The sequence below is a fragment of the Mycolicibacterium obuense genome, from assembly GCF_055397605.1.
The window spans coordinates 3989338-4011074 of the sequence record NZ_AP043663.1; the positions used below are offsets into that span (position 1 = coordinate 3989338).

Below are 21737 nucleotides of genomic sequence, written 5' to 3' on the forward strand. Positions count from 1 at the left end.
GTGCGTCTTGTATAACACCGTTATGGCACGATGGCAACCATGAGCTCGATGCCGGAAGCCCTGATCGACGCCGGGGTGCGCCTCCTCGAACGCGACGGTGTGGCCGCGTTGCGCGCGCGTGCGGTGGCAACCGAAGCGGGGACGTCGACGATGGCGCTGTACACGCACTTCGGTGGTATGACGGGACTTCTCGATGCGATCGCCCGGGAGGTCTTCGACAGGTTCACCGCCGTGCTCACCGAAGTGCCGCTGACCGACGATCCGGTGGCTGACTTCCTGGCCATGGGGTTGGCCTATCACCGCTTCGCGATGGCCAACCCCCAGCGCTATCAGCTGATGTTCGGCACGTCCGCCCCGGCGTCCATCGCCCAGCATCGGTCGGATCTGACGACGACCGGCAACGCCACCGATCGCGCCGAATGGGCGGCCTCGTTCGGCGCGCTCCGCAACGCCGTGCACCGGATGATGGCCGCCGGACGTATCCGGCCCGACGACGAGAGCTCCGTGGCTGCTCGACTGTGGAGCCTCAACCACGGCGCGGTGATGCTCGAGACCGCCGGCTTCTTCGGCCACGAGGGCCACGGGCTGACACAGGTTCTCGGGCCCCTCATCATCGACGCGCTGGTCGGGATGGGCGATGATCGCGACACCGCGCAGCAGTCGTTGCGGGCGGTCGCGGAGAGAAGCGAGCCTGCCGCTCAGCCGAGTTCGTGAACGAGCCGCTCGGTGTAGGCGTCGATGTCACCGATGGCCGACTCGGCGGCGTGCACACTGATCGCGACGGTGTCGCCGATGCCGTGCACCCCGTGCGTGAGAGCCATCATCGGCGACAGTGCGGGAAAGCCGGCGGTGAGCACAACAGGCGCGCCACCGAAGGTGAGGTCCGCACGCCCCCTGTTCACGCTGGAGACGACGGTGTTGCCGGCGACCGTCGGTGAGCGCTGCGCCGGGTCGAACTGCCCCATCCCCCACCGCAGCAGCGCGGCCGGGATCGCGGCGAAGGACGCGTCTTGCGCGGCCATCGCCGGATGCGACACCCGCCGGCGGCGCCGGAGCAGGTCCTGGGCGATCGCCCGCGCCCGCTGCCGATGCGGCAGCTGCGGATAGAGCCCGACGCCGACGTTGCCGAAGTGGTTGTTGGCCCGACGCACACCGGGTTTCGCCATCGGGATCTCCGCACCGAGCCGCTCCGCATCGTCGCCGGACGCCCGCAGGTGCGCGGACAGGGCTGCCGAGATCGCAGAGAGCGCGGCAACGGTGACCGTCGGGCCGGCCAGCTCATCGCGACGGCGGACGATGGTGCGGACATGCACCGCGCCGGCCGGCGCGGTGTTGCTGCGCAGCGCCGGGCACGACACCGCCGGCGCCGGAACGAGTCCCGCGTCGGTGTCCAGGACGAGCCGGCGATGCGCCCGGGCAGCGGCCGCCGACCGGTACACGAAGCCGTGGGTCGGCAGCGGCCTCACCGCCTCCAGGGCAGCGGCGCGCCCGAAGAGCCGAGCCGCCAGAGCCGACGCACGCCCGCCGTCGGCCAGAGCATGCGAAATCTGAAGCACTGCAATCGATCCCGCGCCGGAACCAGGGAGCGCGTCGACGTCGGGGAAGACGTGGAGCCGCCACGGGTGGACATGGACGTCGACCTGATCGCCGGCCAGCGCGGCCACCGTCGCGAGCGCACCCGCCCACGTGGTCGTGTCGTGCACCACGAACTGGTCGGCACCCACATCGCATAGCTCCCACACCGGGTAGCGCCACGGGCCGCGATCGCGCACCCTGACCGTCAGCTCGGCACAGCGGGTGGCAGCGTCACGGACCGCGGCGAGCGCCGCCGCGGCGTCGACCGGTGCGCCGAAACCGTAGAGGAGGAACTGGTCGTTCGGGGTCGCCGCCGACAGCAGGAGCATCTGCGCGTCGACAGCGGTGAGTCGGCGCAGCGTCATGGCGCCAAGGCTAGGCTGACGCCATGACGCTGCTGCCACCTGTCTCGGAGACCGGGGCGGTGCTGGTCACCGGCGCATCGTCGGGCATCGGCGAACAGATCGCCCGCGAGTTCGCCGGCCGCGGCTACCCCGTGGTGCTGGTGGCCCGGCGTGCCGACAAGCTGACCGCGCTGGCGCAGTCCCTCGACTCCCGCGCCTATGTGCTTCCCGTCGACCTGGCTGATCCGGCGCAGCGGGCCACGCTGCCCGATCAGGTGGCCGCACTCGGGGTGACCGTCGAGATCCTCGTCAACAACGCCGGCATGTCGAACCTGGGACCGGTCGCGCGGGTGAGTGTGTCCGACGAACTGCGACTGATCGAGCTCGATGTCGCGGCGGTGGTGGATCTGAGTGCACGATTCGTGCCCGCGATGGTGGCACGCGGCCGCGGCGCGGTGCTCAACGTCGCCTCGGTCGGCGCGTTCGGGCCGGTGCCGTTCCAGGCCTCCTACGGGGCGGCCAAGGCGTTCGTGCTGTCCTACACCGAGGCTCTACGTGAGGAACTGCGGGACAGCGGCGTGACCGCGGCCGTGGTGTGCCCCGGGCCCGTACGCACCGAGTTCGGCGCCACCGCGGGCATTCCCGATGAGGAGGCAGAGAAGATGCTGCCGCCGTTCCTGTGGGAGCAGGCCGATGCGGTGGCGCGCACCGCGATCGACGGCCTCGACAAGGGGCGCGGCGTGATCGTTCCCGGCGTGCCCAACAGGGCGGCTGCGCTGCTCTATCGCTATGCACCGCACCGGCTGCTGCTGCCCTTGCTGGGCCGCAGCCACCCCGGTCGCAGGACGTGATCAGACCGGGTCGAACTCCGAGATCAGCCAGCGGTCACCGACCTTCTCGAGCGTGACGCGCACGCTCGAGTTCGTGTCGGTCGGAGCGTCGTTGCCGACGGTGACGGTCTGATTGACGAACACCAGCACGACAGCCTTCTCCGGCGTGGCGGACACCGACGCCGCGGCCGGCACGGACGCCACGGCCGCGATCTGCTTCTGCTTGGCGCCCGGGATCACGACGTCATTGGTCAGCGACGTGTACGAGTCGCGGAACTGGCCGGTCAGCAGATCACGCGCGGCGCCGAGCTGCTGCTCGACCTTGTCGGGCGTATAGGACAGCAACGCAACTGTGCCGTCCCGAGCCGCCTGCATCGACGTCGCCGCGGCGACTTCACCGTTGCGCACGCCGTTGTCCTGCCACTTCAGGTAGCCCGCACCCAGGGCGAGGAGCAGTGCCAGCGCAGGCAGCACCGCGAATGCGACGACCCGCGACCAGGTCGGCCGAGACCGCGTCGCCGGGGCGGCCGTGATGCCCTCGTCCTCGATCGGTGGGGCCTCCTGTGCCGTCGACGTCTCGTCGACCGTCTCGTCGGCGGTCTCGGCGGTCACGTCGGTCACCTCGGTGCTCTTCTCGTCGGTCACGGCACGAACTCCACGTTGGACACCTTGGCCTCGTCGCCGATCTTCTCCACCGAGATCCGCATCCGCCAGGCTCGCGGCTGTTGTTCGGGGGCGCCGGCATTCGTCGTCTTGACATTCACCGCGACCAGGACCTGCGCCTCGTTGTCCGTCGAGGACTCCAGGCCCGCTTCGGCGATGGTCCCCTCGGACTTCGATTTCGCCTGCTTCACGACATCGGCGAACGCCTGGGCCCGCTTCTGGAAGTCGTCGTAGAACGTGCCTGTCGCCGAGTCCAGGATGCGCTGCACGTCGGCGTCGGCCTCCTGCCAGTCGATCGTGGTCAAGTTCAACGCACCCTGCCGGCCCACCTGCAGGAACAACTCGTGGGCCTGTTCGGCCCGCTGCGACTCCCAGGTGCGGAATCCCAGCCAGCCCGTCAGACCCGCGAGCGCCACGACGCCGGCCAGTCCCCCGACGAGTGCGATCTTCACCGAGGACCACGGTTCCCGCGGCGGCCGCGCGTCGGCGTCCTCGTCGGATTCGTCAGGATCGGCGAACTCCGAGTTCTCGTCGGTGTCGGCGCCGTCGGTGTCGGCGCTGTCGGTGTCTGTCGGTTCGACGCTGGTGTCCGGTGCTGTCTCCGTCACTTCCCCTTCGGGGGGAGGAGCATCGTCTGCCATGTCTTCTCCTCTGCGGCACCGTTGGCCAGATTGGACTGTGTGTAGACACGTCCGTCCGGTCCGACGTACGTGCCGCTTGCCGGATCGTATTCGGCGGCCGCGATCGGCGGGGGCGCGGGTTGCGCCGGAGCAGCTCCGGTGGGTGGGATGTCCGGCGGAATGTCGGGCACGGCCTGTCCAGACGCCGTGGCGTTCGGATCGCCTTTCCAGTTGTATCCGTCGTTGAGCGGCACGTACACCTCGTCGCTCTCGCACTCCTGCCACGTCGGCGCGCGCTTGCCGGGCCTTTCGACGCACGGCAGGTTGCGGGCGCCGCGCACGTTGAACGGCGCGTCCTGCGGCACCCGGCAGTAGACGTTGCCCGGCGGCCGGTCCGGATAGTCCTCGAACGTCGGCACCCGCCGCTGCTGCGCGGGCAAGAAGCCCGTGGTGCACGGTGGCGGCAGCGCCTGCGGGGGCAGCGGGATCGGCGCCGGGAAGGCCGGGATCGCGAGGTTGAGGTTGAAGTTCAGCGCATCACCCATGTAGTCCTGCTTGGTGTTGCGCTTGTGCACGCCGACGGCCTGGGTGACCGCGGTGCCCTGCGGCAGCAGCACCAGCAGCTGCTCGAGGCTGGGCTGGTAGGTCACCAGCACCTCTCCCACGCTGGCGAGGTTGGCCAGCACGATCGGCAGCGTGGGTCGCAACCGGTCGAACAGCGCCCGCACCTCTTCGGCGGCACCCGGGCCCTTGTCGAGGATCCCGTTGACCGCCTGGTCCTGCCGCTGCAGCTGGCCGGTGACGGTCGCCAAATTCGACGCCCACGCCCGGATGGAGTCCCCGGTCTCGATCTGACTGTCCAGCACCGGCTTCGACTGATCCACGACCGTGATCAGCGAGTCGAGGTTCGCGCGGGCGTCGATGGCCAGCGTCGAGCTGCCGCTGACCAGACGGCGCAATTCCGGACCCAGGCCGCCGACGGCGGTGTACGCCTCGTCGACCACGGTCTGCAGGTTCTCCTGCGGTATCGCCTGCAACCCTCGATTGGTGGCGTCCAGGACGGTGTTGATGTCGGTCGGCACGGTGGTGCGGTCCTCGGGAATGACGTCGCCGTTGCGCAGCATCGGGCCGCCCGCGCTGCGCGGCAGCAGCTGGACGAACTGCTCACCCACCGCGGACACACTGTGCACTTCGGCCTCGACGTCGGCGGGGATCGGGACGTCGGAGTTCAGCGTCAACACCGCGGACACCCCGGTGTCGGTCAGTGCGATGCTCTTGACCTCGCCGACCTCGACGCCGCGGTAGGTGACGTTGCCGCGCGGGTACAGGCCGCCGCTTTCGGCCAGCTTCATCGTGACCTGGTACTGCCCGACGCCGAAGAACGCCGGCAACCGCATGTAACCGAAGACCATGATCGTCAGCGCGATCGTCGCGATGAGCGCGAAGATCGCCATCTGCAGGAGAATCCGCCGAGTCAGCCGCATGTCAGCGCCCCTGGTCGAATCGGTACGGGGCCACCAGCGGGTTGCCCGCGGTGCCGGGACCACCTGCATTGCAGGGGCTCGGGAACTGACCGATGGTCCGGCCCCACTGCAGCTCCAGCCACGTCAGGTCGCACTCCCAGCGCGAGCCGGTGAAGATGCCCTGATCGATGCGGCTCAGCGTCAGATCGAGGACCAGCGTCAGGTTGGCGTAGTCACCGCGAATCCAGTTGGTCAGCGTTTCCTTCGGGAACGGGAACGTGGGCAGGAAGCTGAGCGCACGGGTCAGCGCCGGTCCGGCATTGGCCAGCTGCTCGACCGTCGGACCGAGATCCCGCAGCTCGGCGACGAGGGCCTCCTTGGTCTGATTGACCGAATCCGCGGCCAGTGCGCTGAATCTGCCGAGCTGCGTCAGCGCCTCGGCCAGGTTCTTGCGCTGGTCCTTGAGCACCGACAGAGCGTCGGGAATCGTCCTGAGCGCCTTGTCCACGACCGGCTTCTGGTCGGCGAACTGCCCGACCAGGTTGTTGAGGCTGTCGGCGGCGTCGATGATGTCCTGCTTCTGGTCATCCAGATAGCCGATCGCGAGGTCGAGTTGCTCGATCAAGCTGCGCAGGTCACCTTCCCGCCCGGCGAACGCGACGCTCAAGGCCTCGGTGATGTCCTGGATGTCCCCGATACCGCCCCCGTTGAGCAGCATCGCCACCGCGGCCAATGCCTGCTCTGTGGTCGGGAACGCCTTCGACGACGACAGCGGGATCAGGGACCCCTGGTGCAGTCGGCCGGCCGGGGCGACGTCGGTGGGCGGGGCCAGCTCGATGTGCTGAGACCCCAGCAGGCTGGTCTGCCCCAGCGTGGCGGTGGCGTTGGCGGGGAGCACGACGTTGCCGTTGAGCTCCATCGTCACCAGGGCGTGCCAGCCCTGGCGTTCGATCTTGCGGACATGGCCGATGTTGACGTCACCGACCCGGACGCGGGAATTCGGTTCGATGGCGTTGACGTCGGGCATCTGCGCCTCGATGGTGAACGCCCCCGGCCCGGTGCCTTCGACGCCGGGCAGCGGAACCGAGTTCAGGCCACGCCAGTCCGAGCAGCCCGACAGCAGTCCGACCGAGACGACCGCGACGGCGGCGGCGCGCACCGCGGGCCTCACGGCGTCGCTCCCGGGGGCACCATCATGCCCTGCAGGCCGGCGGCCGGGTCGGGCGTGGTCGGAATCGCCTCGGCGGGCAGCAGCGGGCCCATCGACGGGGGCAACGGCGCACCCTCGGCGGGCACTTGCGCCGGGCCGGGCCCCGGGCCCGGCGCCGACGCCGGCATCGAGGAGCCTTGCGGCGGAACGTAATCCGGCCGCAACCAATCCTCGCTGTAGGTCAGTTCGTTGGGCCGTGTACTGGCGCCGACGAACACGTTCTGCGCGACGGGCAGGAAGTTGTACTGCCGGTTCTTGATGATGGGCGCCAGGTACTGCACGCACAGCTTCGCCGACTCCTCGGCGCCCAGCCGGGAGGCCGCCTGGATGGCGCCGCACAGGAACGAGATCGGATCGGAGAAGTTGTTGATCATCGGGACGCTGCTGACCGCCCCCTGGGCCGGCTGCCAGATGTTCACGTAGTTCTGCAGCGTGTTCGGGCCGACGTGCAGGAACTGTTTGAGATCGCCGAGGCTGTCGGTCAGCGCCTGGGTGACCCCGGCGAGCTTGTCCGAGGTGGTGCCCAGCGATTCGCGATTCTCGGCCACGAACGTCTGGACCTCGCCCACCACGGCGTTGAGATCGCGGACCGCGTTGGCCACCTCGTCGGGATCGTCGGCCAGGAGTCCGGTGACACTCGCGAGATTCTGGTTGAGCTGGCGCATCACGTCGGTGCTGTCCTGCAGCGCCGACACCAGGATCGCCAGGTTCTTGACGGTGGAGAAGACGTTGGTGCTCTTGTCGCCCAGCGCTGAAATGGCTTGCGACAGTTTGATGACGGCGTCGCGGATGTTGGCGCCCTGGCCCCGCAGATTGTCGGCGGTGGTGTTGATCGCCGACCCGAGTGGGCTCACCCCGCCGGGTTCGGTCGGCTGCAGGCTGTCGGCGAGCTTCGCCAGTTGTTCGCGCACCTGGTCCCACTCCACCGGCACTGCGGTGCGTTCCCGAGGGATCACCGCGTCGTCGCGCAGGACGGGTCCGTCGGTGTAGGGCGGCGTGAGCTGGATACTGCGCGCCGTCACCAGCGTGGGCGACAGGATCGCCGCCTTGACGTCGGCCGGCACCTTGTACTTGCTGTCGTACCAGAAACTGACTTTGACCGACTCGGGCTGCGGCTCGATCGACTCGATCCGCCCGACGGGCACCCCGACGATGCTGACGTAGTCGCCGACATAGATGCCGTTGGTGTTCTCGAAGTAGGCCACCGCGTGGGTGCGGTCGACCCGATCGATGGTGCGAAGCAGCACGACGACACCACCGGCGAGGATCACCACCAGCGCGGCGATGAGGAAGGTCCGCGGCATACGCGTCATTGGCCTCCTCCATCCGTGGGTGCGGCGGGTGGAATGCCGCCGGGCGCCGGCACGTACTGCGGCAGAGGTGTCGGCCCGGGGGTCGATTGCAGGTTCGGCGGGGCTTCGGCGGGCGGGCCGGGCGGCGGACCGCCCGGTGGCGGCGCCGGCAGCGGCTCCCGGTAGGGGTAGCAGCCGGTGGGTCCGGGCAGGGGCAGGCCGGGCGGTCCGCAGCCCTGGTCACCGGGGTTACCGGTGATGGCGTCCGGGATGGTCAGGCGCGGTTCGCCACCCTGGCCGGTGCGCGGGTACGGCATCGGAAGCGCCGGCGTGCCCGGCTGGCCGACCTGCGGATCGGTGCGCTCCGACGGCAGCAGCACGTTGGGGTCCAGACCCAGATCGGAGAACGCGGCGTCGACGAACGGTTGCACGAACTGACCCGGCAGCAGGTTGGCCACATAGGTTTTGAAGAACGGGCCCGAGGACACCGACTCACCCAATGACATCGAGTACTGCTGCAGCAGGTGCAGTGACTTCTGCAGGCGCTCCTTGCGATTGTCGATCATCGTCAGCACACCGTTGAGCTTGTCCAGCGACGGCTTGAGGATCGCGCGGTTGTCGTTGATGAAGCCGAGCAGCTGCTCGCTCAGCGTCGAGATGCTGCCGGAGATCTGATCCAGCGCCGCACTCTGGGTGCGCAGTTCGGCCAGCAGCGCATTGCTGTTGTTGACCAGGCCCACGATCTGATCGCTGCGCTGCGCCAGCACCGTCGTCGCCTTGTCCGCGTTGCCGAGCAGGTTGCGCAACTGGGCATCCCGCTCGTCGAGAGTCTGGGAGAACCGGGCGACGCCATCGACGGCGATGCGCAGCTGCGGCGGGGTGTCGGCGAACGTGGCGGACAGAACCCGCAGCGACTCGGACAGTTGGTCGGTGTTCAGGCCGCTGATCGTCGACGCCAGATCGCCCAGTGCGTCGGGCAATTGGTACGGAGACGTGGTGCGCTCCAACGGAATCAGGCCGTCGAGCTGGCCGTCGCCGCGGGAGGTAATCTCGAGCAGCTTGGTGCCGAGGAGTCCCTTGGTCTTGATCGCCGCCTCGGTGCGGTCCCCGAGCCGGATGCCCTTGTCGACGGTGAACGCGACGCGTGCGCGCGACTGATCGAGGTCGATCGACGTGACGGTGCCGACCTTGAAGCCCGACACGAGCACGTCCTGACCGGTGGTCAACCCGCCGGCGTCGGCGAACAACGCCGAGTATTCGTTGCCGTGGAAGAACGGCAACTTGGTGTAGTTGAGGGAGCCGAGGACCACGCCGATCGTCACCAGCAGCCCGACCGAGCCGACGATCAACTGATTGCGTTCACTGAACGATTTCACCTCGGCGCACACCTCCCCGTGGACTGACCGGCCACCTTGACGTACACGGGTTGGCCGCCCTTGCCGTTGAGCTTGAGCACGATGTCGCAGAGGTAGAAGCTGAAGAAGTCGCCGTAAATGCCCTGGCGTGCCAGCGCCTGGTAGGCGTCGGGCAGCGTGTTGAGCAGATTGTCGAAGTACTCGCTATCGGCCACGACGATGCCTGCGGCGCGGTCGGTTTCGCGCACTGTCTTGGTGAACGGCTCCCGCGACTGCGCCAGCAGGTCGGCGATGCTCGATGCCGCCGCGTTGGTGTAGGCCAGTCCGGTGCTGATGTCCTGCCTGCGGTCTTTGAGTGTCTCCACCAGTCCGGACAGCCCGTCGACCGCCTTGGCGAACTGGTCGCTCTGGTCCCCCAGCGACCCGAGCACGACGTCGAGGTTCGTGACCACCTGCCCGATCAGCTGATCCCGGTCGGCCAGGGTGCTGGTCAGTGCGGCGGTCTGCCCCAGGAACGAGTTGATGGTCCCGCCCTGCCCCTGCAGGGCCGAGATCAGTTGCCCTGACAGCGCGTTCACCTGTTCCGGATCGAGCGCCCGGAACAAGGGCCGGAAGCCACCGATCAGAGCATCGAGGTCCAGGGCCGGCGCCGTGCGGGCCATCGGGATCGTGTCGCCCGGCTTCAGCGTCGCGGTGCTGCCGGCGCCTTCCTGCAGCGCGAGGAAGCGGCCACCGATCAGGTCGTCGTAGCGGATCACCGCGCGGCTGCCCTCGGTGAGCACCACCGAGTCATCGGCGGTGAATTCCACGATCGCCGTCGTATCCGGTTCGATGGCAACCTTGTCGACGCGTCCGACCTCCACGCCGGCGACCCGGACGAAATCGCCCTCCTCGAGTCCGCTCACGTTGATGAACTCGGCGCGGTAGGTGTGCGTCTTCTCCCCGAATCGCATCTGGCCGAACACCGCGAACAGCCCGAAGACACCCAGCAGGCAGACGGTCAGGAACACGGCGAGACGCCACGCGTCGTGCCTGATCCTGGTCGTCAGGCCTGCCATGGCGGGACACCTCTCCGTGTGTTCTCGATGGTGGTCATGGTGACGGGGCAGCCTCACGCGGCAGCGGAACCGGCGGCAGCGGAGTGGGTTGCATCTGCGCCGGATTCGCGACGATGAACGGTTCGGACCCGGGTGTGGGGCCCGGTTCCCGCGGTGCGCCCGGCGGTGGGGCCGGCGGCAATCCGGGCCACAGGGGGCTGCCATCGGGGGCGTACAGATCCGCCCCGTAGGCGGGGGCACCCGGATACGGGATGGGCCCGATGGCCGGTCCGCCGAACAGGTTGCGGATGCTCGGCGGTTCGGGCACCGCGCGGGTGGTCGGCAGGTAGTTGGCCCAGGCCGGGAACCCGATACCGGGGTTGGGCCGCCAGTCGATCCCGGTGCCGAACCCGGTGTTGGTCACCAGGTTCCGCACCGGCCAGTTCTTGGCGACGTCAGGTAGCGAGCCGCAGGAGGGTTTGCCGCCGGGACCGCCCTTGGCGCCGATGATCGGCAGATTGTCCGGGTAGTGGTAGGGATCGTCACCCAGAGACAGGCCGACGTCGAGAATCAGGCTGCGGCCGTTCCCACCCGGCGCCTCGTACCCGCCGGTGTCCAGCAGGGTCTTGGCGCCCGTGAGCAGGCAGGTGTACTCCGGGCTGTACTTGAAGAGCAGGTCGGTGGTGGGCCGTAGCACGTTGATGGCCTTGATCAGGTTGGCCTGGTTGGGGGCCAGCAGGCTGATGCCGCTGTTGGACAGGCCGATCGTGGACATCAGCAGCGTGTCGAGCGCCGTAGCGCGGTTGGCGATCGTCGTGCTCGTGGTGCTGAGCGCGTCGAGCGTGGTGACGATGTCACCCGCGGCAGCGCTGTAGGTGTCGTTGAACTGCCGCAGCGTGCGCCAGTCCTCGGCGATGGTGTCGCTGCGCGGATTGAGTTGCAGGAGAACTTGATTCGCGGCGGTGGTGGCTTCACCGATCTGCGGGCCCAGGCCACGCACCCCGTCGGCGAGTGCGGACAACGTGCTGTTGAGCTTCGCCACGTCGACCCGGTCGATGATGGCGACCACGTTCTGGAACACGGTGTTGGCCTCGACGGTGACGTTGCGCGACTGGATCACCTGACCGGCCCGCAGCGTGCCCTGCGGGTCACTCGGATAGATCAGGTCGACGTATTTGGCACCGAACACCGTCGTCGCCCGGATCTGCGCCTCGACGTTGCCGGGGATGAAGCCGATCTTGTCCTTGTCGATCTCGAGCTTCAGCGCCACCGGCTCACTGCCGCCCTCGATCGCCGAGACGCGGCCGACCTGTACGCCGCGCAGCTTGACCTTCGAGTTCGTCTCCATCACCAGACCCGCCCGGTCGGAGGTCAGCGTGACCGTCTCGTGGGAGGTGAAGGTGCCGAAGAACAACGAATACGTCAGCCACAGGATGACAGCCATGACCACGAGCAGGATCAGCGTGTACCACGCCGGATGCAGGCCTTCGTCGTGTGTGTCCATGTCAACCCGCCAAGTTGAAGTTGCCGGACTGGCCGTAGACAGCAAGGGAGAGCAGCACCAACACCGATGCCGAGACGATCAGCGACGTCCGCACCGCCCGCCCGACGGCCTCGCCCACGCCGGCCGGGCCGCCGCGCGCGGTGTAGCCGTAGTAGGTGTGGACGAGCATGATGATCACCGACAGCACGATGCACTGTCCGAATGACCACATCAGATCGGTCGGGTTGAGGAACGTCTTGAAGTAGTGGTCGTAGACGCCAGTGGACTGGCCGTAGATCACCGTGGTGCCGAACCGCGCCGCCCAGAACGCCATCAGCACGCCCACGCAGTAGAGCGGGATCACGACGAACAGACCGGCGATCACCCTGCTGGACGCCAGGAACGCGATGCTGCGGATGCCCATCACCTCGAGTGCGTCGATCTCCTCGTTGATGCGCATCGCGCCGAGTTGGGCGGTGGCGCCGGCGCCGATGGTCGCCGACAGCGCGATCGCGGTGGTGGCCGGCGCGATCAGCCGGACGTTGAAGTAGGCCGAGACGAAACCCGTCAACGCCTCGACACCGATGGTGGAGAAGTCGCTGTAGCCCTGCACCGCCACCAGCGCGCCGGTGGTGACCGTGAGGAACCCGACGATCGCCACGGTGCCGCCGATGACGATGAGTGCTCCTGCGCCCAGACCCATTTGGGCGATGATGCGAATCAGCTCGACGCTGTAGTGGGTGAAGACATAGCCCACCGAGCGCAACGTGCGGCCGTAGAACTTGGTCTGCGTACCGATGTCATTCCACGGTCCGGCCACGCTTCGGAACCGGGCCTTGAGCCACGGGAACTGGGAATGCGGCCGCGAGACGGTCATGCGGTGATCTTGATCGCCACAGCCGTCGCCACGATGTTGATCGCGAACAGCGCCATGAATGTGAACACGACGGTCTCGTTGACCGCGTTGCCGACCCCGGCCGGGCCGCCACGTACGGAAATGCCTTTGTAGCAGGCGATCAGGCCGGCCGAGAGCCCGAACAGCGCCGCTTTGGCCAACGCGATGATCACGTCGGTGGTGCCGATGAGCAGCGTCAACCCCGCCGCGAACGCGCCCGGTGAGACGTGCTGGATGTAGACGACGAAGAAGTACGCACCCGAGAGGCCGACGAGGATCACCGTCGCCGACAGCGCGAGCGACACCACCGTGGCGGCCAGCACCCGGGGAACCACCAGTGCCTGAATGGGATTGATGCCCATCACCCGCAGCGCGTCGAGTTCCTCACGGATCGTGCGGGCCCCCAGGTCGGCGCACATCGCGGTGGCGCCGGCACCGGCGACCACCAGAACGGTGACGATCGGCCCGATCTGGCGCACCGTGCCGAGTGCCGCACCGGTTCCGGAGAAGTCCGCCGCGCCGATCTCGGTCAGCAGGATGGTCGTGATGAACGTCAGCAGAACGGTGTAGGGAATCGTCAACAGCAGGGTGGGCAGGATCGACACGCGCGCGACAAACCATGACTGGGCGATGAACTCGCGCCACGCGAACGGTGGCTGGAACAGCGCCACGAACGTGTCGAGGGCCATCGAGAAGAACCCGCCGAAGGCACGTACGGGTTTGCTGATGACGTCGGAAGCGACCATTCAACCGGTCCTTCCTCGCAAGCAGTTCACCGCCAAAGCCTCCGACCAACCCCCGCTGTGTGGGGTGACGGTACATCTGTGAGGACGCTGGCAGCCCGTATATCACCAAAATGTGGTGCGGCAACACGAGTCGCAAGCGCCGGTCACGCTCACTCGCGAGCCACCGCGCCGACGGCGCGCAGCGCGAAGTCGAGCAACCGGGACTCGGCCTGTTTGACCGCCTGCACGTCCTCGGGCGCGACGGAGGACAGGATCCGGCTGACCAACGCGCTGATCGCGACGGCATCGTGGTCGGGGTCAGCCAGCGGGAACGCGCCAGTAGCACGCCCGCGGCGCAGGATGTCAGCGAGCGACCGCTCCCTGCTGGCGTGCGAGCGCTCCCGCATGTCCCGGTAGCCGGCCGCGGAGCGGACCTCCTCGGAATCGATCACCGCCATCTGCATCCGTCGGCGCGGATCCACCATGAGATCGAAGATCTCCCCGATCCATGTCGCCAATTGGTTTACCGGGCTGCCGATCTCGGCCGCGGCCACCCGGTCCACCCGGGCGGCGATCTCGTCGGCACCCTCTTGCAGCAGCGCCAGGAAGAGATCGTCCTTGGAACGGAAGTGGCGGTAGAACGCGCGACTGGAGACGCCGGCGGTGTGCAGGATCGTCGACATCGTGACCGGCTCCCGGTGGGAATCGGACAGGCAGCGGTAGGCGGCCTCGATGATGCGCCGCCGTTCGTCGTCGGAACCGGCCACAATTTGCACAACCGAAAATAATAGATCGACGGCGGTCTGCCGGGACCCGGGATCGGTGGATCCGATGCGCTGGGTAGCCTCAGGGCTTCGGGGACCGGTGAGAGGACGCGGTGGACCATGACCAGCAGCGATGCGACGATTGCGACCTTCACCGGCGCCGACGGCCTCCAGTTGGTCGCCGACGAATGGAACCGGCCCTCGGCCGCCGACAACGGTGACCCCGCTCGCCCGTCTGTGCTGATGCTCCACGGTGGTGGCCAGAACCGCTGGTCGTGGAAGAAGACCGGGCAGGTGCTGGCTTCCCGCGGGTTGCACGTGGTGGCCCTGGACAGCCGCGGCCACGGCGACAGCGACCGCTCCCCCGACGCCCGGTACAGCATCGACGCGCTGTCGGCCGACGCAGAGCGCGTACTCGACCAGATCGGTCGCCCGACAGTCGTGATCGGCGCCAGCATGGGCGGGCTCACCGGCATTCAGGTGGCGCGCAACGCCGGCCCGCACAAGGTCACCCGTCTGGTGCTCGTCGACGTGGTGCCGCGGTACGAGAAGGACGGCAGCGCGCGCATCCGCGACTTCATGTTCAGCCATGTCCACGGGTTCGATTCCCTCGACGACGCCGCCGACGCGGTCGCCGCCTACTTGCCGCACCGCACCCGGCCACAGAACCCCGAGGGACTGAAGAAGAACCTCCGGCACCGCAACGGACGCTGGTACTGGCACTGGGATCCGGCGTTTCTCACCGCTCCCCATGACGATCCGTTCCTGCGGGTCGAGCAACTCGAACAGGCCGCCGTCGAACTGACCATCCCGATCCTGTTGATCCGCGGAAAGCTGTCCGACGTGGTCAGCGAGGAGGCCGTCGCCGACTTCCTGAACAAGGTGCCGGGTGCTGAGTTCGTCGAGCTCACCGGCGCGGGACACACCGCTGCGGGCGACGACAACGACGCCTTCTCCGACGCCGTCGTGTCGTTCGTACTGAGGCCCTGACTCACACCCGCAGCGGCACACCCGCCACCTGGTCGGCGGTCAGGATCTCGAACATCGCTGCCGCACTGGTCAATTCGGTACGCGCGACGGCGGAGCCGGCCACCTGGAGTCTGCAGGTCGCCAACGCTGAGTTGTAGCAGTACTTCTCGGCGCCGCCGGTGTCGGTGTAGGTCAAGCCGATCACGTCATCGGTTGCGGCGACGATCTCGCCTTCGATGGTCTGCTCCCCCACCCGTGCGCCGAAGCTCCAGGTGAACGGCTCGTACCGGCCATGCGTCTGCAGACTGCCGAGAACGCTGCGCACCGCGAATTCGACGCCGGCATGGCGGAGCACGAGGAGCGTGACCGCGGGCAACAGCACCGGCCCCACCGCGGCGCGCGCCGTGACGATCTCGAGCGTGGTGTCAGGCGCATCGTCGAACGCGCACACCTGCCCGTAGGCGTAGGCAGCGGTGTGCCGGCTGCCCCAGTTGTGGTTGACGCTGCCCACCCATCCGTCGACGTCGACCGTCAGACCGTCGATCTGGAGGCGGCCGGCCATCTCCGCCCGCGGATGCCGCACGAGCGTCTTCGCCGGCGGGAACCGGGCCTGGTAGGCCCGATCGGAGAGCATGCGCACCGCGGGCTCCCCACCCGGACGAATCGTCAGATCCCAGCGCGCGCGGCCGGCGATGTCGCCGACGGCGGCCGTGTCGGTCAGGCTGCTGGGACCGATCTGTGCGGTCCAGGGCACGTCCTCGAAGGCCGCGGAGTCGATCGGGAACGACTGTCGGAGCGCCCGGTGCCCCGTGGGATCGAAGGCCATCACCCATACATCCGCATTCGCCGCGCCGGTCGAGGACCGCAACAGCGTCTCGCGCACCCAGATCGCGCGGGTGCCGTCGCTGCTGTTGGCACGCAGCCAGCGGCTCTCGTAACAGGGGGCCTGTGGAGAACTCACGCCCCCAGCATCCAATACTGGACCGGTGACCGGGATGCAGATCGTCGCGCTGGCCCTGGCCGTCGTCGCGATCGGCGAGGCAGCCGCGATCGGACTGCTGTGGCGACGGGTGCGGGCCGCGGAAGCGGAGGCAGACGAGCTGCGGAACCGCCTCGACACCCGACAGCTGCTGGTGTCGGGTGGCACGAGGGCCGTCAAGACGGTGTGGCAGACGGCGAACATCCTGCGCCGGGACGGGCTGGGCGCGGCGGTGCGTTCCTCGATCGAGGATCTCGCGGACTGGGCCGAGGTGGAACGGCCCGATCTCGCCCGGCTCTCCCGCAACGGACGGCTCGCGATCATGTTCTCCGACATCGAGGAGTCGACCGCACTCAACGAGCGCATCGGCGATCGCGCGTTCGTCCGGTTGATCGCCAGGCACGACCGGGCCGTGCGCCGGTTCGTCGAGCGCCACGACGGTCACGTCGTGAAGAGCCAGGGCGACGGGTTCATGGTCGCTTTCGCCCGTCCCGAACAGGCGGTACGTTGCGCCCTGGACATCCAGCGCTCACTGTCGAAGCGCCGCAACAGCATTCGGGTGCGGATCGGCATCCACACGGGAAAGTCGGTGCTGCGCGGCGACGACGTCTTCGGCCGCAACGTGGCGCTGGCCGCGCGGGTCGCCGCGCAGGCCGACGGCGGTCAGATCCTGGTCAGTGCGGCCGTGCGCGATGCGATTGACGACCGCGACGACTGCGACGATCTGGTTGTCGAACGACACTGCGACACCGAGCTGAAGGGTTTCTCCGGCACGCACACGCTCTACGCCGTCACCGCGTGACGTCGGAGCCGTGCGCCTGGGCGTGGCGCTGATGCAGGCGAGCGCGAATGTCCTCCGGGGTGTAGGAGTTTCGCCGCCGCTGATCACGTGCGACCAGCACGCCGCCGGCGACCACGCCGGCCGCACCGGCCAGTCCGACCCACTTCCAGATTCCCCGCATGCCGGTCAGTCTGCCTAAGCTGCGGGCATGAAGCCAAGCACGGTGTCCCTGGAACGCGCGCTGGAGGAAACGCGCACCGGCGACATCTGGTTGTTCCGTGGCCACTCCGGTCCGGACCGCGCGATCCAGTCCATGACCAACAGTCCGGTCAACCATGTCGGGATGACCGTCGCACTGGAGGATCTGCCACCACTGATCTGGCACGCGGAGCTCGGCGACAAGCTCCTCGACCTGTGGACCGGAACCCACCATCGCGGGGTGCAGCTCAACGATCTGCGGGCAGCGGTACACCGCTGGGCGGACGCGTACGGCCAGCGCTGCTGGCTGCGCCAGCTCACACCGCACGCCGACCGTGAGCAGGAGGACCGCATGCTCACCGTGATCGCACGCATGGACGGCACCCCGTTTCCCTCCACAGCGCGCCTCACCGGGCGTTGGCTACGCGGACGGATTCCCACCGTCAGCGATTTCACTCGCGGAATCCCGTTGATGCACAAGGCTGTTCGTCGAGCCGCGGACAAGCGCAAGATCGAGCGGACGCAGATGGGCTTGGAGACCGCCTACTGCGCGGAGACCGTGGCGATCACCTACGAGGAGATGGGCCTGCTCGTCACCGAGAAGAACGCGAACTGGTTCGATCCGGGATCGTTCTGGAGTGGTGATGACCTGCCGCTGGCCGACGGCTACCGACTGGGCGCCGAGATCGCGGTTGCGCCCTGAATCAGTGTGTGAAACGCCGGTGCGGCTACCGGCTTTCGTCCACCGGCGATGCTTTGCTGTCCTCAAGATACTGCGAGACGAGGAAGCGTCAGGCATGACCGTCACCGACCACGCCCCAGCCCCCGACGCTCACGATGAGCCGCGTTCGCGCGGTCCGGCGTTGTCCATCGTCGTCGCCTCACTCGGCACGCTGGTGATCATCGTCGCGCTGCTCGCCTCCCGCGGTCCAGCCGAACAGCAGGTGCACTCCGTTCCGGCGCAGCCGAACACGGTGTCCGCCTGGGTGGCGGCGCCTGCGAAGCCCTCACCCCCGCCGCGCCCCGCCCCGGTGGAACCGGCGGCGCCGGTGAGCATGCCGATGGACACCCGCGGGTTCGTCGACTCGGCGGCGCGGTGCGACACCGATCAGCGCGCCGTCGCCGTGGCGCGCACCGAACACTCAGCCGTCGCGGTGTGCCGTGACGCGCAGGGATACACCTACCGGGGCGTGCGACTGCGCGACGGCGCCTCACTGCGCCTCGACGATGTCCGGCTCATTCCGGCCGGATTCGAAGCGCGTAACGACACCACCACCTACCGGCTGACGAGCACCGAACTCGTCGTCATCGCGGGTGAGTCGCTGCAGAGTCGGGACCGCGTGATCGAATACCGGGCCGGCTGAACCGGTTTCGATATGCCCACGGTCACAGCTCTGCACCATCCCCGGCTGAACGCGCCCTCGGGCATCATCGCCGTAGCAGGCGATGTCTGGTTCACCAACATCGGCGACGATCGGATCGGGCGCGTCCGGAGCGGGCGGATCGAACTCTTCGGCGCCGAGCCCGGCGTCATTCGCTTCCCCGCCAACATCTTTCCGGCGGCCGACGGCCGGGTGTGGTGCACCAGTCTCGGCTCCGACGCGTTGGTGGCCATCGATCCCGACAGCGCCGATCCGGCGTCGACGATCGCCTCCTACGCGTTGCCCGCCGGCAGTCGCCCGGTGGCACTCAAGGCCGCCCCCGACGGTCGGCTGTGGTTCTCGCTGCGCGGCGCCGACGCGATCGGCTCGATCGATCCGTGCGCCCCAGATCCCGCGGCGTCGCTGCGGCTGATCACAGACGACGGCATCGCCGCGCCGGCTGCGTTGTTCGTGACCGGCGACGGGCGGCCCTGGTGGGTGAACGCGGCATCGATCGGCAGCGCTGACCCGCTCACCGGACACGTGACCACCATCGGGCCGCTTCCGGCGACTCCGCGCGCATGGACTCGCGGCGATGACGGCACGCTGTGGCTGACAGCGCGTGAACCGGCCGGACTGCTGTCGTTCGACCCCGAGAACCCCACAGGCACCATGCGCCTCTTCACGCACCCCGACCTGGTCGAACCCGACGGGATCTGTACCGGCGCAGACGGTCAGCTGTGGTTGGTCGACACGGCCGCTGACCGCATCGTCAGCGTGGCCCCCGACCAGGCATCACAGCGCGGCGCCTGGTCGTTTCTCAGCTCGCCCGACATCCGCGGACCATTCGACATCAAACCCGGCCCGGACCCTCACGTGATGTGGTTCACAAACAAGCGCGGTAACACTCTCGGGGCCCTGACCGCTAAACCCTAGGGAGCGTTTGGTCGCTTCGTCGTGTGGTTAACCTGCCGTTCAGTGCAGGGGGGTCGTATCCGGCCGGTGCCACGACGTTGACGGTGACCGGCGCGTTGAACAGCGACTCTGAGGAGGAGTGTCATGACACGATTCACGAAGTTCGCAGCAGGTGCGGTGACCGCCGCAGCTCTCGGATCAGCCATCGTCGGCATCGGCGCAGGTGTTGCGCAGGCGAAACCGGGTCACGGCCACGACGACATCTGGCTGCCGGGCGACCCGCCCGGCCACAACCCGTTCGGGCCGCCCGGACTGGTCGCCAAGGGCCCGGGCCCGCTGGCCGGCCCGCCCGGACACTGGGGTGACCCGGTGCGTCTGGGCCTGCCTCCGGTGTGGCGGCCCGCCAACTGGATCGACCTCGGTATCCGGGATCCCCAGCCGCTGGTGTGGAATCCCGGCTCCAACTCTTGGGGCATCTGGTGGAACGGGCTGTTCATCGGCTATGTGGGCTGATGTCTCAGGTGTAGCCCGCCTGTGACCTGACTGCGACCGCGGTCGGGAAAGCTGACCCTGTGGCCGCCATCGTCGTGTTCTCGATGATGGCGGCCACAGGTCTGTTCGGCTTCTACCTGGGCCGCCGTTCCGCGTCACAGTCGAAGAGCTGGCGCCAGCGCACCCGTCGGCCCGTGCTCGCCCGTCAGGCGGTCGGCCTTCTTGCCCTTGTCGCCGTCAGCCAACTACAGCGCAGCGCGCAGCAGCGCCTCACGTCGCGCCGCGGCTGAATCGTTTTCCCACCCTCGGGTAGCTTTCCGGATATGCCGCTTCGCTACGTCGACCCGCACCGCAGGCGGGGCCGCTCCTATCAGCGTGGGGTGCGCTTCGGCCGCTCGCCGGTCGGTCAGTTCTTCGCGCGCCACGTTGCGCGGCGCACCGACCCGTATCTGTTCCGGCTCACCGGCGGCCGGGTCAACATGGGGCCGATCATCAACGCCCCGCTAATCTCGACCGGCGCGAAATCCGGGCAGCAGCGCCAGACGCAGCTGACGTACTTCCACGACGGCTCCGACGTCATCCTCGTCGCCTCGAACTACGGGAAGCGGCGGCATCCGTCGTGGTACTTCAATCTGACCGCACATCCCGAGTGCGAGTTCGGCGGCGAGCCGTTCACCGCCTCGGAGGTCACCGACCCCGACGAATACGCCCGACTGTTCGCGCTGGCCGAGCAGGTGTACGAGGGTTACGACGACTACCGCGAGCGGACTGCCGAGAGTGGTCGCCAGATTCCGATCATGAGGCTGACACCGCGCTGACGCGTTCTCAGACGCCGAACTTGGCGCGCGCCTGGTCGGACACGGGCGTGAACAGATTCACCAGGTTGCCGTCCGGGTCCCGGAACAACAGCGCGCGATTGCCCCACGGCATCGTGGTCGGCTCGGTGACGACATCGTCCAATTGTTTTCGCAGACGGTCGAATTCGGCGTCGACGTCGGCAACGAGGAACTCGATGATCGCGCTGCGGTTGGCCGCGGGTTCCGCGGACCCGGCGCCGAAGAGCGGAACGGTCTTGTCGCTGCCGATCGCGAGCGTGCCGACCGATGTCGGGATCTCGGCGAACAGTGCGTTACCCCAGACCGCTGAGGCCTTGGCGACCATCTCGTAGAACGACACGAGCCGCGGCACGTCGGCGGTGATGAGGCGGACGGATACGAGCTTCATGCCGGCCGACGCTAGACCGGGGCACCGACATCCCGCGGGCGCCCACCGTGGGCCCTGTGTACGCAATCAGGCGCCGAAGCGTGCACAGCCCCCACGCTCGACGGCCAGCCGCTCAAGCGGAACTCCGCGACTCCTCGAGTCGTCAGCACCGCTAGGGCGGGCCTTCGTTCATCGACCGCCGCGTCTCGGCTACTTCGCGCCTTTCGGCCTGGTCCCGTCTCTCCCCTGCTAACGAACGGTTTTCACCGTCCGTGATGCGTTGCAAGCGATCCCGCTCACGCTGCTCGTTGGCACCTTCGCGCTCGTCCGCGATCCGCTCGCGCTCATCCGCAGCTTGCTGGCGGTCGTCGGCGATCCTGTCGCGTTCATCGGCGATCCGGTCGCGTTCGTCGGAAACCCGTTCGCGCCGCGAGTGTTCGGTTTCGCGCCGTGTGAGGCTGCGTTCGCGCTCGTCCATCGCAGCGCTGCACCGATCGGAGTCGTCCCCGACGTCGGCATCTTCAACACCGATCATCGACCAAACCTAGCGCGGCCTGGTGCGCTGCGGAATCAGCGAGCCGCG

The 21737-nt window shown here is 68.2% G+C and carries 26 protein-coding genes; 10 read left to right on the top strand and 16 right to left on the bottom strand.

Annotated elements, in window-relative coordinates:
- The first annotated feature begins 39 nt into the window (after positions 1 to 39).
- Positions 40 to 714, top strand: a complete 675-nt coding sequence (locus tag ACZ50N_RS18940) for a TetR/AcrR family transcriptional regulator (protein ID WP_053079329.1) — start codon at positions 40 to 42, stop codon at positions 712 to 714.
- Here ACZ50N_RS18940 and ACZ50N_RS18945 read toward each other — a convergent pair.
- Positions 699 to 1940 carry a WS/DGAT domain-containing protein gene (locus ACZ50N_RS18945; RefSeq protein WP_464473531.1) on the bottom strand — a complete coding sequence of 414 codons (1242 nt, stop codon included), beginning with the start codon at positions 1938 to 1940 and terminating at the stop codon, positions 699 to 701. The two genes, ACZ50N_RS18940 and ACZ50N_RS18945, sit on opposite strands and share 16 nt — an antisense overlap.
- A 23-nt stretch (positions 1941 to 1963) precedes the next feature.
- Between ACZ50N_RS18945 and ACZ50N_RS18950 the strand changes: the two genes are divergently transcribed.
- Complete coding sequence (locus ACZ50N_RS18950) at positions 1964 to 2770, top strand: SDR family NAD(P)-dependent oxidoreductase (RefSeq protein ID WP_046365777.1); 807 nt, start codon at positions 1964 to 1966, stop codon at positions 2768 to 2770.
- On the opposite strand, the gene ACZ50N_RS18955 is transcribed toward ACZ50N_RS18950, so the two are convergent.
- From ACZ50N_RS18955 to ACZ50N_RS19005, 11 genes are all read right to left on the bottom strand, one after another.
- Complete coding sequence (locus ACZ50N_RS18955; protein WP_464473532.1) at positions 2771 to 3394, bottom strand: Rv1363c family protein; 624 nt, start codon at positions 3392 to 3394, stop codon at positions 2771 to 2773.
- Complete coding sequence (locus ACZ50N_RS18960; RefSeq protein ID WP_046365778.1) at positions 3391 to 4053, bottom strand: Rv1363c family protein; 663 nt, start codon at positions 4051 to 4053, stop codon at positions 3391 to 3393. Before ACZ50N_RS18960 ends, ACZ50N_RS18955 begins: the two co-directional genes overlap by 4 nt.
- Positions 4017 to 5516 (bottom strand): MCE family protein, encoded by a 1500-nt coding sequence (locus ACZ50N_RS18965; protein ID WP_464473533.1) that lies wholly within the window; start codon positions 5514 to 5516, stop codon positions 4017 to 4019. The genes ACZ50N_RS18960 and ACZ50N_RS18965 overlap by 37 nt, the downstream gene beginning before the upstream one ends.
- A gap of 1 nt (position 5517) precedes the next feature.
- Positions 5518 to 6666, bottom strand: coding sequence for a virulence factor Mce family protein (locus ACZ50N_RS18970; RefSeq protein WP_464473534.1), 1149 nt, complete (start codon positions 6664 to 6666; stop codon positions 5518 to 5520).
- Positions 6663 to 8018, bottom strand: a complete 1356-nt coding sequence (locus ACZ50N_RS18975) for a virulence factor Mce family protein (RefSeq protein WP_464473535.1) — start codon at positions 8016 to 8018, stop codon at positions 6663 to 6665. Before ACZ50N_RS18975 ends, ACZ50N_RS18970 begins: the two co-directional genes overlap by 4 nt.
- Positions 8015 to 9373, bottom strand: coding sequence for an MCE family protein (locus ACZ50N_RS18980; protein ID WP_464473536.1), 1359 nt, complete (start codon positions 9371 to 9373; stop codon positions 8015 to 8017). The genes ACZ50N_RS18975 and ACZ50N_RS18980 overlap by 4 nt, the downstream gene beginning before the upstream one ends.
- Complete coding sequence (locus tag ACZ50N_RS18985) at positions 9370 to 10410, bottom strand: virulence factor Mce family protein (protein ID WP_046365748.1); 1041 nt, start codon at positions 10408 to 10410, stop codon at positions 9370 to 9372. Before ACZ50N_RS18985 ends, ACZ50N_RS18980 begins: the two co-directional genes overlap by 4 nt.
- A 34-nt stretch (positions 10411 to 10444) precedes the next feature.
- Positions 10445 to 11893, bottom strand: coding sequence for an MCE family protein (locus tag ACZ50N_RS18990; protein WP_464473537.1), 1449 nt, complete (start codon positions 11891 to 11893; stop codon positions 10445 to 10447).
- A gap of 1 nt (position 11894) precedes the next feature.
- Positions 11895 to 12749, bottom strand: a complete 855-nt coding sequence (locus ACZ50N_RS18995) for an ABC transporter permease (protein ID WP_046365746.1) — start codon at positions 12747 to 12749, stop codon at positions 11895 to 11897.
- Entirely contained in the window at positions 12746 to 13513 is a 768-nt protein-coding gene (locus tag ACZ50N_RS19000) for an MlaE family ABC transporter permease (protein ID WP_046365745.1), read from the bottom strand. Before ACZ50N_RS19000 ends, ACZ50N_RS18995 begins: the two co-directional genes overlap by 4 nt.
- Before the next feature lie 149 nt (positions 13514 to 13662).
- Positions 13663 to 14268 (bottom strand): TetR/AcrR family transcriptional regulator, encoded by a 606-nt coding sequence (locus tag ACZ50N_RS19005; RefSeq protein ID WP_464473538.1) that lies wholly within the window; start codon positions 14266 to 14268, stop codon positions 13663 to 13665.
- Between the two features lie 108 nt (positions 14269 to 14376).
- Here ACZ50N_RS19005 and ACZ50N_RS19010 point away from each other — a divergent pair, with 108 nt between their 5' ends.
- Positions 14377 to 15246, top strand: coding sequence for an alpha/beta fold hydrolase (locus ACZ50N_RS19010; protein ID WP_073684371.1), 870 nt, complete (start codon positions 14377 to 14379; stop codon positions 15244 to 15246).
- A gap of 1 nt (position 15247) precedes the next feature.
- Here the strand turns inward: ACZ50N_RS19010 and ACZ50N_RS19015 are convergent, their stop codons facing one another.
- Positions 15248 to 16186 carry a hypothetical protein gene (locus ACZ50N_RS19015; RefSeq protein ID WP_201778353.1) on the bottom strand — a complete coding sequence of 313 codons (939 nt, stop codon included), beginning with the start codon at positions 16184 to 16186 and terminating at the stop codon, positions 15248 to 15250.
- Positions 16187 to 16220: 34 nt separating this feature from the next.
- Between ACZ50N_RS19015 and ACZ50N_RS19020 the strand changes: the two genes are divergently transcribed.
- Complete coding sequence (locus ACZ50N_RS19020; RefSeq protein WP_464475682.1) at positions 16221 to 17006, top strand: adenylate/guanylate cyclase domain-containing protein; 786 nt, start codon at positions 16221 to 16223, stop codon at positions 17004 to 17006.
- On the opposite strand, the gene ACZ50N_RS19025 is transcribed toward ACZ50N_RS19020, so the two are convergent.
- A complete protein-coding gene (locus ACZ50N_RS19025) occupies positions 16996 to 17166 on the bottom strand; it encodes a hypothetical protein (protein ID WP_110798052.1) in 171 nt (56 codons plus the stop codon). The two genes, ACZ50N_RS19020 and ACZ50N_RS19025, sit on opposite strands and share 11 nt — an antisense overlap.
- Positions 17167 to 17208: 42 nt before the next feature.
- Here ACZ50N_RS19025 and ACZ50N_RS19030 point away from each other — a divergent pair, with 42 nt between their 5' ends.
- The 6 genes from ACZ50N_RS19030 (at position 17209) to ACZ50N_RS19055 (ending at position 20769) form a co-directional block, all read left to right on the top strand.
- Positions 17209 to 17886, top strand: a complete 678-nt coding sequence (locus ACZ50N_RS19030) for a guanylate cyclase (protein WP_464475683.1) — start codon at positions 17209 to 17211, stop codon at positions 17884 to 17886.
- 94 nt (positions 17887 to 17980) lie between these two features.
- Complete coding sequence (locus ACZ50N_RS19035) at positions 17981 to 18547, top strand: hypothetical protein (RefSeq protein ID WP_048422958.1); 567 nt, start codon at positions 17981 to 17983, stop codon at positions 18545 to 18547.
- A 12-nt stretch (positions 18548 to 18559) separates the two neighbouring features.
- On the top strand, positions 18560 to 19480 hold the full coding sequence (locus ACZ50N_RS19040) for a Vgb family protein (protein ID WP_464473539.1): 921 nt from the start codon (positions 18560 to 18562) through the stop codon (positions 19478 to 19480).
- A 123-nt stretch (positions 19481 to 19603) separates the two neighbouring features.
- Positions 19604 to 19972 carry a hypothetical protein gene (locus tag ACZ50N_RS19045; RefSeq protein WP_046365738.1) on the top strand — a complete coding sequence of 123 codons (369 nt, stop codon included), beginning with the start codon at positions 19604 to 19606 and terminating at the stop codon, positions 19970 to 19972.
- A gap of 59 nt (positions 19973 to 20031) precedes the next feature.
- A complete protein-coding gene (locus tag ACZ50N_RS19050) occupies positions 20032 to 20241 on the top strand; it encodes a hypothetical protein (RefSeq protein WP_053079328.1) in 210 nt (69 codons plus the stop codon).
- Positions 20242 to 20274: 33 nt separating this feature from the next.
- The gene (locus ACZ50N_RS19055; RefSeq protein WP_048422956.1) at positions 20275 to 20769 is read left to right on the top strand and encodes a nitroreductase/quinone reductase family protein; all 495 of its coding nucleotides are present in this window, start codon (positions 20275 to 20277) and stop codon (positions 20767 to 20769) included.
- Positions 20770 to 20776: 7 nt separating this feature from the next.
- Here the strand turns inward: ACZ50N_RS19055 and ACZ50N_RS19060 are convergent, their stop codons facing one another.
- Both ACZ50N_RS19060 and ACZ50N_RS19065 read right to left on the bottom strand, forming a co-directional pair.
- Complete coding sequence (locus tag ACZ50N_RS19060) at positions 20777 to 21175, bottom strand: VOC family protein (RefSeq protein WP_464473540.1); 399 nt, start codon at positions 21173 to 21175, stop codon at positions 20777 to 20779.
- Between the two features lie 151 nt (positions 21176 to 21326).
- The gene (locus ACZ50N_RS19065) at positions 21327 to 21689 is read right to left on the bottom strand and encodes a hypothetical protein (protein WP_464473541.1); all 363 of its coding nucleotides are present in this window, start codon (positions 21687 to 21689) and stop codon (positions 21327 to 21329) included.
- Positions 21690 to 21737: the final 48 nt, after the last annotated feature.